A 17,014-nucleotide genomic window follows, 5' to 3' on the forward strand; every position below is an offset into this window, starting at 1 on the left:
TTATAAAACTATTGATGTAAGCGGTCATACGCAATAAAATTAGTAAATTTGCAATATTAAACGAGATTTTAAAATGAACCCTAAGTCGTTAGTAAAAGAGCATAGCCTAAAGGCTATAAAAGACCTTTACGGTTTACATATACATAATATAGAAATACAGTCAACAAAAGAAGAATTTGAAGGAGATTACACCTTGGTAGTTTTTCCTTTAGTAAAAGAAGTTAGGAAAAAACCAGAAGAAATAGCTCAAGAATTAGGAAATGTATTAGTACAACAAGAGGTATTTATTTCTTTTAATGTTGTCAAAGGATTTCTTAATCTGGAATTAAATCCTTGCGTTTTTACTCAGTTGCTTAGGGAATCTTATTTAAATGTAAATTACGGATTGTCAGAGGGAAATAAAGCCAGAATAATGGTGGAATATTCATCACCGAATACTAATAAGCCAATTCATTTAGGGCATATAAGAAATAATTTATTAGGTTATTCCATAAGCAACATTCTTAAAGCAGCAGGTAATGAAGTTTTGAAATCGCAGATTATTAATGATCGAGGTATTCATATTTGTAAATCTATGCTTGCATGGCAAAAATTTGGTAAGGGAGAAACACCATTTTCTGCAAAAATAAAAGGAGATCATCTGGTAGGGAAGTATTATGTTATTTTTGATAAGGAATATCAAAAACAAGTAAATGAATTAGTTACTAATGGATTAGATAAAGAAGAAGCAAAAAAAAATGCTCCCATTTTATTAGAAGCACAGGTCATGCTAAGAAAATGGGAAGATGGAGATAAAGAAATAAGACAACTATGGGCAGAAATGAATAGTTGGGTGTATGAAGGTTTTGAACAAACATATAAAAGACTGGGTGTAAATTTTGATTTAATACAATATGAAAGTAATACCTACTTATTAGGTAAAGATGTAATTGAAGAAGGATTAAGCAAAGGGGTATTATTTAAAAAAGAAGATGGATCGGTTTGGGCAGATTTAACAGACGATGGGCTGGATCAAAAATTACTTTTAAGAGGAGATGGTACTTCTGTTTATATAACTCAGGATTTAGGAACTGCTGTAGAACGGTTTACCCGATTTCAATTGGGGGAATTAATTTATACTGTCGGAAATGAGCAAGACTATCATTTTCAGGTTTTATTTTTAATTTTAAAAAAATTGGGCTATGCATGGGCAGATAAATTATTTCACCTTTCGTATGGAATGGTTGATTTACCAAGCGGTAAAATGAAATCCAGAGAGGGTACCGTCGTCGATGCTGATGAGTTAATGGAAGAAATGCATAAAGAGGCGGTTAAGAAAACAGAGGAGTTAGGTAAATTAGATGGTTACACAGAAGCTGAAAAAGAACATACAAATGAAATGATAGGTCTAGGAGCATTAAAATATTATGTTTTAAAAGTGGATCCAAAAAAACGTATTCTTTTTGATCCTAACGAAAGTATAGATTTTAATGGTAATACGGGACCGTTCGTACAATATACCTATGCTCGTATTCAATCTGTATTAAGAAAAGCAAATCAACAGATAATTACTATTACGGATCAGCAATTAAATGCAACTGAAAGATCGTTGATTATTTTGCTTGCTTCCTTTTCCGATAGTATTGAAAAGTCTGCTAATACTTTAAATCCGGCTATTGTAGCCAATTATATTTACGATGTAGTAAAAGAATTTAATTATTTTTATCAGAATTATTCTATTCTTAATGCTGAATATGAATCTGAAAAACAGTTAAGATTAGCTTTGGCCCAATGGACTGGGAATGTTATTAAAAGTGCTTTAAACCTTTTAGGTATTGGTGCACCGGAAAGAATGTAGAATGGCTGAGCAACTGGAACTTATATTAAAAGAAAAAGAAATTAATCCAACAGCTATGAGGCTTTTGGTATTAGATTATTTTTTAAAACAAAGTTCTGCTATCTCCCTTTCTGACTTGGAGTCAGATTTTGATTATTCTGACCGCACAACCTTATTCAGAACTCTGAAAACATTTGAGAAAAAAGGACTTCTGCACAGTATCAATGATGGGAACGTTACTGTTTATGCTTTGTGTTTGGATAATTGCTCAGAAGAATTTCATGCAGATAGTCATATACATTTTTGTTGTAACAGATGTAAAAAGGTATTCTGCCTGCCTAAAGTCAAAGCCCCGGTTTTGGAAATGCCTCTGGGATTCAAGATGGAAAAATTGGATATTATAGCTCATGGAGTATGTAATGAATGTAAATAATAATTTTCATTTATCACCAAGAAAATACTAACTTTGTAAATATGGAAAATTTTGTTGTTTCTGCAAGAAAATACCGGCCACTTGAATTCGATAGTGTTGTAGGTCAAAGTCATATTACCGATACCTTGGAACATGCCATTGAAAACAATCAGTTAGCACAGGCGCTTCTTTTCTGCGGTCCCAGAGGAGTTGGAAAAACAACTTGTGCGCGAATACTTGCAAGAAAAATCAACGAAAAATTTGGTGAAACTGACGAAAATGATTTTGCATTTAATATATTCGAATTAGATGCCGCTTCAAATAATTCAGTAGATGATATACGTAATCTTATTGAACAGGTAAGGTATGCTCCTCAGGTAGGAAAATATAAAGTTTATATAATAGATGAAGTTCATATGCTTTCAAATGCTGCGTTTAATGCATTTTTAAAAACTTTGGAAGAACCACCTGCACATGCTATTTTCATTTTAGCAACTACTGAAAAGCAAAAAATCATACCAACTATTTTATCTCGCTGTCAAATATATGATTTTAAAAGAATCGAAATTAATGATATAAAAAATCATCTAAAAAAAATAGCAGATAAGGAAGCAGTTCATTACGAAGATGATGCCTTACACATTATAGCACAGAAAGCAGACGGTGGATTAAGAGATGCTTTATCCATGTTTGACAGGCTGGTTACTTTTACTCAAAAAAACTTAACTATTGCAGCAGTTACTGAAAATTTGAGTATTTTGGATTACGAATATTTTTTTAAAATTACAGATTTAGCGCTTAAAAATGATATTCCCGGCTTATTAATAGCCTATAACGACATTGTAAGAAAAGGATTTGATTCCCAGATATTTATTTCCGGTTTAGGAAGTCATTTCAGGGATTTAATGGTTGCTCAGAATCCTCAGACACTACCTCTTTTAGAAGTAGGGGAGTCAACTAAACAAAAATATTTGCAACAAGCTCAAATCTGTCGCCCAAAATTCCTCATAGACGCTATTGAAATATGCCATCAGGCAGATATAAATTTTAGAAATAGTAAGAATCCTAAATTATCTGTGGAAATAGCGCTTATGCAACTAGCTTCTTTAACAGCAGAGAATAATCTGGGAGATAAAAAAAAAAATTTAGGATAATACTTCCTGGCTTTTTTACGGCAGACATTAATCAGACCAAAAGTGAAAATGTAAAAATATCTCAATCAAAAGTCAGTACTGAAGTTAGCAATAATGAAATAAAAGAACAGGTATCAGAATCCATAGTAAATTTGGAAAAAAAAACTGTAAAATCAGTTCAAAAACCTCTAGGCGGGGTCAAAAAAAGTTCCTCTTTTTTATCAATTAAAAGTTCATTAAATTCAAAAGAAGAATCTGCTGATGAAAATGCAGGGTTAGACTCTTCAGAAAAAGATAAAGATGATTTTAAAGAACAAGACGTGAAATCATTCTGGATAAATTATTTGGAAAATCTTAAGGGAAAACAGCCCGTTTTATATAACGTTTTAAACACAACAGCGTGTAAGGTAGTTAATAATCAAGTTATTTTTTTTGAATTTCCTTCCAATTCTGCATATGATGAATTTGAAACATTAAGGGAAAATATATTTCAAAATTTAAAAAAGCATCTTAATAATTATTCAATAGAATTTGATTATAAAATTAAGGAGACAAGTAAAACCATTTTGCTTACATCCAAAGATAAATTTGAAAAAATGGTTAAAATTAATCCTCTTTTAGAAAAACTTAGAAATGATTTTCGTTTGGAAATTTAAAATTCAGGGTAAAAATTCTCATTATGAAAAAATACATAGTAATGTTATCATTTTTAATATCTGTGCTCAACTATGGGCAAAAGATTTCAAAATTGAAAACTGATGACGAAAAAGCTTCCTATGCGTTAGGCGTAAAATTAGCTGCTGAATTTATTCCTAAGGGCCTGGATAAAGATATCAATTTAAATATATTGATTAGGGCAATGAGAGATAAATTTAATAATAAAAAATTATTGTTTTCTGAAGATTCAATACAATCTTTTATGGCTAATTATCTGCCAGAACACTTAAAAAAAATTGGGGAAATAAATGCAGAAAATAGTAAGAAATTCTTAGAGTTGAACAAAAATAGATCCGGAATATATTCCACCGATTCAGGTTTACAGTATAAGATTCTGAAAGAGGGTACCGGGCCTCAACCTACAGAAAAAGATATTGTATCCGTCCATTATGTTTTAAAAACAAAAGAAGGAATTATTATAGACAATTCAAAAAAATCAGCTTCTGATAAACCTGTTGATTATCCATTTTCTCAAACCATACTGGGATGGCAAGAAGGAATTAAGCTAATGAATAAAGGAAGTAAATATATTTTATATATACCTCCGGAATTAGCCTACGGAGAAAATGGTCCTTTAGGGCCTTATCAGGTTTTAGTTTTTGAAGTAGAGTTAGTAGAAATTAAATCGGAAATTTAATTAATAAAAAAAATCTACTTTCTATAAAAACAGAGAACGTATATATTATAGAGTAGAAATAGGAACGAAAATGTAAAGACTATTAAAAATAAACATCGCTTAAGAGTATATTTTTTTGTATAACATTAACTAAAATTTATGTTACAAATTCAATTATTTATTAGATATTTGCATCTACCTATATTAATATAATAAATATATAAGATAAATGAAAAAAAATGTTGTTATAGCTGCTTTCGTTATGTGCTCATTACCTGTATTTGCTCAGAAAGTAACTGAACTTAAAACAGATAAAGAAAAATTATCCTATTCAATAGGAACCAATATAGCACAAAGTTTAAAACAGCAGGACATGGTTAATGATGTAGATTTAAATATATTAAATCAGGCGATGAATGATGTGTTCAAAGGTCAGAAACTTCTTTATCCGGAAGATTCCATAGCATCTTTTATGAAAACGTTTGGAGAAAAGAAAATGGCTGAGATGCAAACTAAAATGAAAGAAATGGCTCAAAAGAATAAAGAAGAAGGAGCTAAATTTTTAGAACAAAACAAAAAAAAGAAAGGAATAACAACGACAGCTTCTGGATTGCAATATGAAATACTTACTAAAAGTAAGTCAACGGAAAAACCTAAAGAAACAGATGTAGTTAAAGTTAAATACGAAGGAAAGCTACTTAACGGAACTGTTTTTGACTCCACAGATAAAAATAATAACGGAGAACCTATTGAGTTCGAACTAAACAGAGTGATAAAAGGATGGACAGAAGGAGTTAGCTTAATGACCAAAGGTTCTAAATACAGATTGTTTATTCCTTCGGAATTGGCTTATGGGGAAAGTGGAGCAGGAAGAGACATTACTCCCAATTCTGTATTGATATTTGATGTAGAATTAGTTGATTTCAAATCAGCGCCACAAACAGTAGACGTTCAGAAATAAAAAAGTAAAATAAACTATTATAATATAAATACTAAAAAAATTATATAATGATCAAAAAGACGATTTTAATGGCTTCATTAGCAGGTCTAACTCTTGTTTCATGTAATAAATTAAAAGAGGCTCAGGGAGGAGGATCATCCGCATTAAAAACGGATGATGATAAAGCTTCTTATGCAATAGGATTAAGTTTAGCACAAAATTTTAAACCTCAGGGTCTTGATAAAGATATTAATCTTGATTTAGTGATGCAGGCTATGAGAGATAAATTTGAAAATAAAAAATTATTATTTTCAGAGGATTCTATACAGTCTTTTATGGCAACTTACATGCCTAAACATTTAGAAAAAGTAGGTAAAAGAAACTCTGAAGAAAGTAAAAAGTTCTTAGAAGCAAATAAAAAGAAATCAGGAATTCAAACTACGGCTTCAGGATTACAATATAAAGTAGAAAAAGAAGGAACTGGAGCAAAACCTACGGAAGAAGATTTGGTTTCTGTTAATTATGTTTTAAAAACAATCGATGGTACGGTTATCGAAGATTCTAAAAAATCTACGGGAGGTAAACCTGCGGATATTCCATTAGCCAGAGTTGTTCCGGGATGGAAAGAAGGGGTTAAGCTTATGAACAAAGGATCTAAATATATTTTATATATACCATCTGAATTAGCTTATGGAGAAAATGGCCCGGCAGGACCTAACCAGGCGTTGATTTTCGAGGTAGAATTAGTAGACTTCAAACCTATGCCTAAACAGGATGCGCAACCTCAGATTACACCTGAACAGTTACAACAAATCCAACAACAGGCACAGCAGCAGCAAGTGAAATAATACTGGATAAAGTTTAAATTTCCAAACATGATAAAACTCTTATTTATATAAGAGTTTTTTTCTTTTATATAAGCATCCGTTACATATTCATTTATTAAATTTGTAATACTAAATTGTATAGTTCATGAAAAAAATTCAAATGGTTGACCTGATCACCCAATATCAATATATAAAGCCACAAATAGAAAATGGTTTTGATGAAGTATTAAATTCAGCAGCTTTTATCAATGGACCTCAGGTGAGACAATTTTCTGAAAATCTGGAAAAATATCTGGATGTAAAACATGTAATACCTTGTGCCAATGGAACTGAAGCTCTACAAATTGCATTAATGGCTTTGGATCTACAGCCGGGAGATGAAGTGATAACCGCTGACTTTACATTTGCAGCTACCGTTGAAGTTATAAGCTTATTAAAATTAGAGTCTGTTCTGGTAGATGTGGATTATGATACCTTTATGATTAACCCAGAAGCTATAAGAAAAGCCATTACACCAAGAACTAAAGCAATTATTCCGGTTCATCTCTTTGGACAATGTGCTAACATGGAAGAAATACTGTCTATAGCAAAAGAATTTAATTTATATGTGGTTGAAGATAATGCTCAGGCAATTGGTGCAGATTATATTTTGAAAGATGGAAGTTCCAAAAAATCAGGTACATTGGGAACTGTGGGAACCACCTCATTTTTTCCCTCAAAAAATTTAGGATGTTATGGAGACGGTGGAGCTATATTTACTAACGATGATCATTTAGCACATCGGTTGAGAGGAATTGTAAATCATGGTATGTATAAAAGATATTATCACGATGAAGTAGGTGTAAATTCTCGTTTGGATAGTCTTCAGGCAGTAGTGTTAAACACTAAATTACCATTATTGGATTCTTACAATGAAAAAAGAAGAAATACGGCAGATTTTTATGACAACCATTTTGAAAATCATCCAAATTTAATTGTTCCGGCCAGAGCCGTTAATTCAACTCACGTTTTCCATCAATATACGCTTAAAGTAGTCAATGCAGATAGAAATGCATTACAGGAATATCTTTCTCAAAATGAAATTCCGGCTATGATTTATTATCCGGTTCCTTTAAGAAAGCAAAAAGCCTATGATAACGGTAAGTACAGCGATCAGGATTTTCCTGTTACCAATCAGCTGATAGATCAGGTTATTTCCCTGCCCATGCATACAGAATTAGACGAAGAACAGCTAAACTATATAGTTAAAACTGTTTTAACTTTTTTTAAATAAAAATTGGTAATAAAAAAGGATTGTTATTAAACAATCCTTTTTTATATATTACTATTTTACTTTACGTATTTATAATATCTGGCTCCGAGTAAAACCGGATTTTCTTTTTCAATATGATCCAAAACAAATTCGTTTTCGGGAGTTAATATAGAATCTTTACATTCTTTTTTATGTAATGAATGATAAGTATTAATATCTATAGCTGAGGTTTTGTCTAGAGTTTCAAATAATTCTAATTTAGCTACCTGATCTTTCCATCCGTTTTCAATATTACCTTCAAAAGCTTTGGATTTAGAACCGCTACCATAAGCAAGAAAACCTAATTTTTCATTTGTGATATCCGTATTATTCTTATAATGAAAATACAAAGTTGAAAATAAGCCCATAAAAATAGAACCGGTATACATATTACCAATATCAGAGGATGCTATTTCAGCCGGACTGAATTTCTCTTTGGCAAACGATTTGTATTCTTCTGATTTTCCAATTTCTTTAATACGTTCTGCATATTTTTCTCCGTCTTCCGGTAATGAGTTTTTCAGGTCGCTGTCCAATGCATATATTTCCGAAAACATTCTTCTCCCCTGAAAGGAGTAGGGAAGATGTACAATTATATTTCTCCAGCGATTATACAATGTAGTAGAATTGTCTGCAGAAAGTAATTTTTTCAACTGAAAATACGCTCCTTTAAGACGATCTTGATAGCAAATATTAGAGTACTGCCCATCAAATACAGGTTGTTCCTTAAATAATTCTATATCAGTTTCTAAAACTCCGAACCATTCATCATTAGATAAATTTCCAGTAATTTTACTTTTTTCAATCGATCTTTTGGGTTTAAAAAAGTCGAATACCCCCTTTGTACTGACTCCGAAATTATTGTCAATAGATAGAATTCTCGGGTTTGTACTTACCAATAATGCTACAGCACCAGCACCCTGAGTATATTCACCGGTCGATTCCAAATCATACTTAGCATAGTCTGTACAAATTACAATTGCTTTTTTATCAGGATTTACACGTACAAAATCCAAAGAATTATGCAAAGCATCTACTCCGCCAATGCAGGCAAACGTCAAATCAACAGCATCGCAATGTTCAAAAGAATTTTCACCATATAAATCTTCCATTAACGGAAGTAAAAATGAAGCAATTGGTTTAGATGAATCAATTCCGCTTTCAGTGCCCACATATATACGGCTTATATCCGAAATATTTAATTTTTCCTGTTCTATAAGCTTTTTCAAGGCATTGGCAGCAAAAACTATAACATCCTGATGCACGTCAGGCAGAGACATTTTCAAGAGTCCCAGACCTTTTTCCAATTTTGCAGGTTCTATGTTTCTGGCGATAGCAAGTTCTTTGATAGGTAAGTAAATCTTAGGAATATCATAGGAGATAGCATCAATTCCGACTTTTATATTTTGATTCATATATTCATATTATTCTTAGGTTACAAAAATAATAAAACAATTCAAGAGTATAATTAATTTACCTTTAATTAAATTATGATATTTAAACATTAAACAAACGATAAGCATATATTAACGGGTTGTCTGTAAATTTTATTTACGTAAATGAGTTGCGTAGTAAGGAAGTACCTTTGTTTACTATATATTTAGATTATGATTTCTAAAAAGCATATTGAATTAGCGATAAAAGAAGGACGTGTTGAAGTACATAAGCATCCGGAACACGATTTGTTTATTTATAATTACACACAGAAAACTCAATTTGAAAAATTATGGGATCCACTGACATTGGCATGTAGAGGTTTGATTTTAAATAAAAATTATCAGATAATGGCACGTCCATTTGCTAAATTTTTTAACAAAGAAGAGTTAGCTTCAGAGGAAATTCCTAAGTTAAACTATGAAGTATACGAAAAAATGGATGGTTCTCTGGGTATATTATATTGGTCTGAAGGTATACCACGTATTGCTACCCGTAAATCATTTACAAGTAAACAAGCGATCAAAGCAACACAACTCTTACATACCAAATATAAAAATTCAATAAACCATTTAAATTCATCCTATACTTATTTATTCGAAATCATTTATCCTGAAAATAGAATTGTTGTTGATTATGGTCTAAATGAAGACTTAGTTTTATTAGGAATTATTGATACTGCGACCGGAAAAGAGTACCCTCTAAAGGAATTGGGTTTTCCGAAAGTAAAAAAATATGATGAGTTTACAAATTTAACTCAGATTTACAAAGAGCAGGACAAGAACCGAGAGGGATTTGTCATAAAATTTTCAAACAACTTCAGGATGAAAGTAAAATTTTCCGAATATATACGTTTACATAAATTAGTAACTCAGTTGTCTACAATTTCAATATGGGAGCATTTAAAAAATAATCGACCTTTGGAAGAATTGTTATGCAATGTCCCAGATGAATTTTTTCAATGGGTTAAAAATATACGTGAAGATCTGATTTCTCAATATCAGAAAATGGAAGAACAATGTAAAAGTGAGTTCAAAATACTAGATACCCGAAAAGAAACTGCTGATTATTTTTTAACTTCACACTATGCATCTATTTTATTTGCTATGCTGGATCATAAAGATTATAGTCAGTTAATTTGGAAAAAAATACGTCCTAAGTATGAAAAACCTTTTCAATGAAATAAAAGATGAATTAACGGCTTTTATACAGAAAATTGATTAACGCAGATTCCTCATACAATCAAACGTTTGGTTCAACACATAGATATATATTTGTTTAAATAATCATAATTGTAGCGAATCCTAAATCGCTTAAGCTAATTTAAGAGTAGAATTTACAAGTAAGTTTATATTTTAATCTAAAAATTATCCGATAAAACACGTAACTTTAGCCTAATCTGAAATTAAGCTTATGGGGACGAATAAAATACTGGTAATTGGTAGCACCAATGTAGATATGGTTATTAAAATGAAGAAGCTACCGTTGCCTGGAGAAACCGTTGGAAATGGAAAATTTGAACAATCTTACGGTGGTAAAGGTGCAAATCAGGCCCTGGCAGCTGCTAAACAAAACGTGACTACAGAATTTATAACCTGCCTGGGTAATGATTCTCATGCAAAAAAGCTTGAGGAATATTTTCGTAATAATTTGCTGATTACTAATAGAATTATGTATTCAGATAAATTTCCGACAGGTATTGCACTTATTTATGTATCAGAAGATGGAGAAAATTGTATAGCTCTTGCACCCGGAGCCAATGAGGAGCTTACTATGGAGAATTTGGGTGATTGGGAGCAACTATTTAAAAATGTAGAATTACTGGTTTTACAAGCTGAAATCCCTTTACTAACTATAGAGAATTTGATTCTCAAGGCAAAGGAAAAAAATATTAAAGTTCTCTTTAATCCGGCTCCGGTATGTAGAATAAATAAACACCTGTTAACCTGTATTGATTATCTGGTTGTAAATAAAGGAGAATTAGAAGAAATTTCAGGTAAAAAAGTGGATAGTTTAAATTTGAAAACTATAACCGGCGAATTATTAAAGAAAGGATGCAAACATGTGATAGTTACTCTCGGAAAAGAAGGAGTATTTTATCATTCCGACTATACTGAACTATCTGTTAAGGCATTTCCTGTGGAAGCTGTCGATACCACGGGTGCGGGAGATATTTTTTGCGGGGTTCTGGCTGCATGTATAGCAGAAAAAGAGACAATAACTACAGACATTCTTAAATATTGTTGTGCTGCTTCTGCTATTTCTGTTACACGTATGGGAGCTCAGCCCTCAATTCCTTCAAAAGAAGAAATTAAACAATTTTTTCGTTCTAAATACAATCAATAATAAGGTGTATCTTGCTTATTCGAACTGTTTTATATTTATTTTTATACTAAATTAATCTAATTAGTATTTTTTTGTCAATCATATTGAAATAATTAGTAACTTTACTTCATACTGTTTTATATTATTAGTAGTAATCTATAAATTAATACATTATGAGTCAGATGGACAAAAACTCCTTCCAGGCTCCCCAGGCATCCGAATTGGCTAAAAAAGCAGCCGATGCCGGCGGAGTCACCGACCAGGTAAACCAGAAACTTACCGAAGCTACCGCTCCTTTATCCGAAGCCGCCCAACAAGCTCAATCCGCTGCTTCGGAAATACAGCAGGGACTTTCCACCCTTAGCCAGAAATATTCCGATATACCCGATAGTGAACTATTCAAACCCTTAAATAACTTTACGGTCACCCCTCCCGAGGTACTGGAAAAAGAACTCAGGGAAGAGGCCAGTAAATACTATGCCAAATACGGAGGAGACATAGCCTCCCAGCTGCAGAACTCCCATATCGTGTATGCAACGATCCAGATAGGCGGACAGGATGTACTGAAAGACAGCCATTTTACCCTGGATATCCACCAGCGCATGGCCGATCATGATGAATTTATGATCAGCTGTTATGCCGAAGCCTTCGGAGATAAGAATGCCTACCCGATGACTAATTCACGAAACCTGCTGGGGAAAAAATGTACCCTTCAATTCAAGCAGTTCGGACAGTCAGCCTATGTCTTTACCGGAATCATCACCGAAATATCCAATAAAAAAGTAGACGGGCATAACAAGCTTTTTATTAAAGGTCATGCCCCAACCATCCTGCTGGAAAACGGACAGGACTGTGAGAGCTTTGAAGATAAAACACTGGATGCCATTATAAACAAAGCCACCGGAGAATACCCGCAGGATTTGGTAGCCTGGGACTTACGTCCAAACCTGAAAGACCCGTTAAAATATACCGTACAATACCGTGAAAGCGACTGGAACTTTGTCAAAAGATTAGCGGTACGCTATGGGGAATGGCTGTATTACAACGGACAAAAAATCGTTTTTGGAGGCAGCGGAGGAAAGACCGAAGAACTGGTGGAAGAACAGGATGTATACAGCTATGAGCTGAGTATGCGTCTGGTACCCCAGAAATTTACCTATGTAGGATACGATGCCAAACAGGCAAAGAACCATACGGTAAACTCGGACAGTGTGCCTATTACCCACCAGCTGGTGAATCCTTTCCAGCAGCATGCCATCAAAGCCTCTGAAGAGGTCTATTCCAAGGTGCCTTTGTCCCTGTATAACCAGTCTTTATTAGAAAAAGGAGAGCCGGAACTCAAAGAGGCGGTAAAAAGACAGAAGCTGAGCCGCCAGAACGTATTCTTTCTGGAAGCCAAGACCAATAATCCGAACCTGAGACTGGGGGATATTGTGAAGATGAAAGCCTGGATGCCGGGGCATGAGATATTTAAAAACGGGGAAGTTCCGTTGGAATCGTATAAAGTTATAGAAATCAGCCACCATCAGGATATCACCGAAGGATATTACAACCAGCTGATAGGCGTGCCGATGGACAATGAGGTGCCGGCCTACATGGATGAAGATGCCATACCGGAGTGCGAAGAACAATCGGCCATAGTAACCGATAACAACGATCCGGAGGGAATGAGCCGAATCCGGGTACAGTTTGCCTGGCAGAAGCCATTTAACGGAATGACTCCGTGGATACGTTCCATTACCCCCTATGCAGGATCAGGGAAAGGAATGCATGTAGTGCCCGAGATAGGCGAAGAAGTTATTGTAAGCTTTGAGAATGGGAATGCAGAAAAACCGGTATCCCTTGGGGCTATGTTCAATGGAAAAGGCAAGAGCGGACATGGAGGAGCCGGGAACTATATGAAGGGCTTACAGACCGCAGCAGGTTCCAATCTTACCTTTAATGATCAGAAGGGAGATATGACTCTAGCAGATCAGGGAGGTGCGAGCATGAACTTTGACGGAGCTGGAAATGCTACCACAGTAGTAAATACTGATAAAACAACCAATGTGGGGGCTAATAATATGATTAATGCAGGGAGTACTAATGTTATAGATGTAGGTAAGGGACAAGCTGCTATATCCATGGATGATGGGGGTAATACTAAGCAGGAATCTAAATCTAAACATGAAATCAATGTAGGAGATGGTAATTCTGTAATACAGATGAATAATTCCGGGGAAGTATCTTTAAATGCAAATAAAGAGTTTAAAATTACCGTAGGTTCCAGCTTAATTATAATAAAGGAAGATGGTACTATAACCATAAATGGTAAAAAAATAACAATAGATGCAAAAGAGGAAACCAATTTAGGAGCAAAGAATAAGTTAGCAATTAATAGCAAAAAAGTAAATATTACAGGGAAATCTTCTACGAATATAGATGGTAAAGAAGTTAAAATAAATACATAGAAAGATATATGGAACTAAATAGAAGATACGTATACCAACAGAACATTGAAGGGAGGACCAAAGCTGTAGAAGTTGAAAGTGATTTTAAAATTGCTATTAAAACCGAAATAACCTATTTAGAAGAAAAAAGTAATGGAGATAGAAGGTATTTCATTAAAGAGGTTGAATATGAGTTAGTTCAATATGAAGATGCTGTTCTTACGGCGATTACGGAAATGACTAATAAAATATGTAGTATCTATAAAGAATTAGATATCACAGTGAATCGTTTTGGGGATATTCAGAAAATTCATAATTTATCCCATATAAAAAAAGAATGGGAGAAAGTTAAGGACTGGCTGACAAACACTCATCCTTTAGAATCTTTTAAGATAATAAGAGGAGTAGAGTTTGAACTAACAGAAGAAAAGTATATGCATAAAAATATACAATATATGCATTTTATATATCAGTATTTTTTTCTTTTAGGGCGTTCCCTGGAATCTGGTAAACATAATATGTTTAAAAAGAACCAAATGGACCAATTTGGTTCAGGTGTAGTAATTCCCATAAAAATATCTTCACAGGGAAAAGATGCAGAAGAGGGGAAATATGAAAAATCCTTTAATTCTGAGGTAGAATTTTCTTCGGATATGGTAAAAAGACTTAGGGAGTCAGTAAAAGATTATCATATGTCTCCTTATTTTTCTATGGAAGGAAAATACTACTTTAACAAAAAGAAAGAACTGGATTATTCAGGTTTCAGTATAAAAGAAGAGTTGGGGAAGAATTATTCTACCCGTTCTTATCTGGAAATGAAATTAATAGAAATAATTTAGAACCATGGCTGAAAATGAACAATATCTCACAGAAAAACATTATTTGGTCTGTGATAAGGGAATGAAGCCTAAGAAGGTGAAAGTAACCAGTCATAGTACGGTAAAAATAGGCGGACATTTAGCAGCTACTTCCAAAGACACACAAAAAAGTAATACATTTATGTGTGTAGGAAAATATGCTTTTTTAGCAGGAGCTGCTGCGGGAGTGGCTTCTATGGCAGCACCTGCTATTGCAGCAGCCTGTGCATGTATTCCCGGACCGGGATGGGTAGTTGCGGCTATTATAGCTGTGGCCATAGCTGCGGTTTTAGCCAGCGGGTATTTTATTTGTAAATCGGCTGCTTCTCAAAGAAAATGGACGGAAACGCTTGAGGTAGATATGGTAAAAGGTAAAGCCCTGACACTTAATTCTATTATGGTATGTCCTAAAGAAGGAGGAACCATCACGCCTAAAGAAACTTTTTGGAGTGCATGGGGATCTGCAGCTCTTACCAATTTAGGCCATATAAGTCAGTTTGCTTTCGGATTTTTAGCCGGAAGAGGTATGGCAAGTATGGCTATGGGGGCAACCTCCGCCGCAGGAGGAGTAAGTTCATTAGCTACTAAGCAGGGAGCTACTACCTTTGCTAAAGAGTTCGGTAAACAGTTTTTGAATACAGCCAGAAAAGAACTGGCGGAACAGTTTACTTTTAAAGGATTTAAAAATGCTGGAAATTTTTGTAAAATCATGCGTGGATTGGGAGTAGGAGGTGCTTATTACGACCAGTATAGCATTTGGAGTAGTGACAAAAGCTTGGGCGATAAAGCCAAAGATAGTATTTTAGGACTAGTAATGAGCATTTTTGCCGCTAAGGGAGCCACTACCGTATGTTTCCCGGCCGGAACCCTAGTTCATACCGAAAACGGACTGGCTAATATTGAAGAGTTAAAAGTGGGAGATAAGGTACTTACCTTTAATGAAAGTACTAAAAAGAAGGAATATAAACCTATTTTAATTATCCATCAGCGCTATACGATGCAGATGTGCGGATTGGAGCTTGTCGGAGGAGAAATGTTACAGGTAACCCCCGAACACCGCTTTTATTCTAACGGAGAATGGGTGGAAGCCCGTGAACTGCAACCCGGAGACCTACTCCATAATAAAGATGGGGATTATGTAACTATTTTAGGAATAGATAATTTCCCCCATTACGAAAAAGTATATAACTTTGATGTACAGGACAACGAAAACTATTATGTAACCGAAGAGGGAATTCTGGTGCATAATGGGTATGGTCCTAAAGATGGTGATTTATTAGAAGGAGATATAGCAAAGGCATTAGATGATGCGGATATACCTTATATTCAAGGTGAGAAATTTGGTCCTAATGGTTCAATTGGTGAAATTGATTTTCAATTAGATAATTTTCATATTGAAGCTACTGTACAAAACGGTGGTAAGTTAAAACAAATAGTTAAACATATGTCCAATGAAGTTTTAAATCCAAATGGAAAACCGGTAATACTTATTGGTCCTAATTATAAAAATTTAGCAGCTGTTAAAGCAATAGAAGATGCTGGAGCAACTGTTGTTCATTCCATTGAAGATTTAATAAGTATAATAAAATAAATAAAATGAGTATTGATGTTGCAGCCAAATTTATAGGTAATAAAGAAACGATAAAAAATATGCTGACTGAATATATATTTCATGAAGACACGAGGTATGATGAAATAACTTTGTCATTCTTGAACAAATGGATTTGGATATATTTATATGAAGAAACCAATGAAACTAATTTGGATATAAACTTTAGCAAAGACTTTTCAAAAGAAGAAAGAATATTATTTATCGATATTCTATTAAATTCAGGCTTCCAAATAGAAGATAATCAAAATATTTAAAAAGACTTACCATCTGAAAGATGTGTAGTTCTTATTCGAATGTTTTAGCTAAATTTAGAGAATTAAGACTTAATGTAGATGTTGAAATAGTTTACAGAATCCCTAATCTTTAAATTTTAATTAATATGGAAGAAAATCAAGAATTTGTAGAATTAATATTTTGAAGAAAAACTTCTGAGGCGAAAGATTTATATAATAAAAATGTTTCTATTCCTCTACTTATAGCTATTGGTAAATGGGTCCTAGAAATGATTAGTTTTTAAATTGAAAATAAAGTAGATAATAATTTTAATGAGACAGATATTCTTCCTTTAGAATTAGCTATAGAAGGTACTTCTGATCAAAACCAAC

General features: G+C 33.5%; 15 protein-coding genes. 14 read left to right on the top strand and 1 reads right to left on the bottom strand.

Features of this window, described 5'->3' with window-relative positions; all coding sequences use genetic code 11:
• The first annotated feature begins 73 nt into the window (after window positions 1-73).
• The 8 genes from argS (at window position 74) to EQ921_RS10700 (ending at window position 7,734) form a co-directional block, all read left to right on the top strand.
• Entirely contained in the window at window positions 74-1,837 is a 1,764-nt protein-coding gene (gene argS / locus EQ921_RS10665; RefSeq protein ID WP_128331645.1) for an arginine--tRNA ligase, read from the top strand.
• A gap of 1 nt (window position 1,838) precedes the next feature.
• Window positions 1,839-2,249: a Fur family transcriptional regulator gene (locus EQ921_RS10670; protein WP_128331646.1), complete on the top strand. Its 411-nt coding sequence runs from the start codon at window positions 1,839-1,841 to the stop codon at window positions 2,247-2,249.
• Between the two features lie 41 nt (window positions 2,250-2,290).
• Window positions 2,291-3,382 carry a DNA polymerase III subunit gamma/tau gene (gene dnaX / locus EQ921_RS10675; RefSeq protein ID WP_128331647.1) on the top strand — a complete coding sequence of 364 codons (1,092 nt, stop codon included), beginning with the start codon at window positions 2,291-2,293 and terminating at the stop codon, window positions 3,380-3,382.
• A gap of 131 nt (window positions 3,383-3,513) precedes the next feature.
• Window positions 3,514-4,017, top strand: a complete 504-nt coding sequence (locus EQ921_RS10680) for a hypothetical protein (protein WP_128331648.1) — start codon at window positions 3,514-3,516, stop codon at window positions 4,015-4,017.
• Between the two features lie 23 nt (window positions 4,018-4,040).
• Window positions 4,041-4,715: an FKBP-type peptidyl-prolyl cis-trans isomerase gene (locus tag EQ921_RS10685; RefSeq protein ID WP_128331649.1), complete on the top strand. Its 675-nt coding sequence runs from the start codon at window positions 4,041-4,043 to the stop codon at window positions 4,713-4,715.
• A 208-nt stretch (window positions 4,716-4,923) separates the two neighbouring features.
• Complete coding sequence (locus tag EQ921_RS14835) at window positions 4,924-5,655, top strand: FKBP-type peptidyl-prolyl cis-trans isomerase (RefSeq protein ID WP_128331650.1); 732 nt, start codon at window positions 4,924-4,926, stop codon at window positions 5,653-5,655.
• Window positions 5,656-5,702: 47 nt separating this feature from the next.
• Window positions 5,703-6,482, top strand: a complete 780-nt coding sequence (locus tag EQ921_RS10695; RefSeq protein WP_128331651.1) for an FKBP-type peptidyl-prolyl cis-trans isomerase — start codon at window positions 5,703-5,705, stop codon at window positions 6,480-6,482.
• Between the two features lie 124 nt (window positions 6,483-6,606).
• Window positions 6,607-7,734 carry a DegT/DnrJ/EryC1/StrS aminotransferase family protein gene (locus EQ921_RS10700; protein WP_128151621.1) on the top strand — a complete coding sequence of 376 codons (1,128 nt, stop codon included), beginning with the start codon at window positions 6,607-6,609 and terminating at the stop codon, window positions 7,732-7,734.
• A gap of 56 nt (window positions 7,735-7,790) precedes the next feature.
• On the opposite strand, the gene EQ921_RS10705 is transcribed toward EQ921_RS10700, so the two are convergent.
• Window positions 7,791-9,155, bottom strand: a complete 1,365-nt coding sequence (locus EQ921_RS10705; protein ID WP_128331743.1) for a hydroxymethylglutaryl-CoA synthase family protein — start codon at window positions 9,153-9,155, stop codon at window positions 7,791-7,793.
• Window positions 9,156-9,359: 204 nt separating this feature from the next.
• Here EQ921_RS10705 and EQ921_RS10710 point away from each other — a divergent pair, with 204 nt between their 5' ends.
• From EQ921_RS10710 to EQ921_RS10735, 6 genes are all read left to right on the top strand, one after another.
• The gene (locus EQ921_RS10710) at window positions 9,360-10,367 is read left to right on the top strand and encodes a T4 RnlA family RNA ligase (RefSeq protein ID WP_128331652.1); all 1,008 of its coding nucleotides are present in this window, start codon (window positions 9,360-9,362) and stop codon (window positions 10,365-10,367) included.
• A gap of 232 nt (window positions 10,368-10,599) precedes the next feature.
• Window positions 10,600-11,532 (top strand): ribokinase, encoded by a 933-nt coding sequence (gene rbsK / locus EQ921_RS10715; protein ID WP_128331653.1) that lies wholly within the window; start codon window positions 10,600-10,602, stop codon window positions 11,530-11,532.
• 152 nt (window positions 11,533-11,684) lie between these two features.
• A complete protein-coding gene (locus EQ921_RS10720) occupies window positions 11,685-13,961 on the top strand; it encodes a type VI secretion system Vgr family protein (protein ID WP_128331654.1) in 2,277 nt (758 codons plus the stop codon).
• Between the two features lie 8 nt (window positions 13,962-13,969).
• Entirely contained in the window at window positions 13,970-14,779 is an 810-nt protein-coding gene (locus EQ921_RS10725) for a hypothetical protein (protein WP_128331655.1), read from the top strand.
• Window positions 14,780-14,783: 4 nt separating this feature from the next.
• On the top strand, window positions 14,784-16,388 hold the full coding sequence (locus EQ921_RS10730) for a Hint domain-containing protein (protein WP_128331656.1): 1,605 nt from the start codon (window positions 14,784-14,786) through the stop codon (window positions 16,386-16,388).
• Window positions 16,389-16,393: 5 nt separating this feature from the next.
• Entirely contained in the window at window positions 16,394-16,663 is a 270-nt protein-coding gene (locus EQ921_RS10735; RefSeq protein WP_128331657.1) for a hypothetical protein, read from the top strand.
• The last annotated feature ends 351 nt before the right edge of the window (window positions 16,664-17,014 follow it).

This window comes from Apibacter sp. HY039 (assembly GCF_004023655.1).
GTDB lineage: Bacteria > Bacteroidota > Bacteroidia > Flavobacteriales > Weeksellaceae > Apibacter > Apibacter raozihei.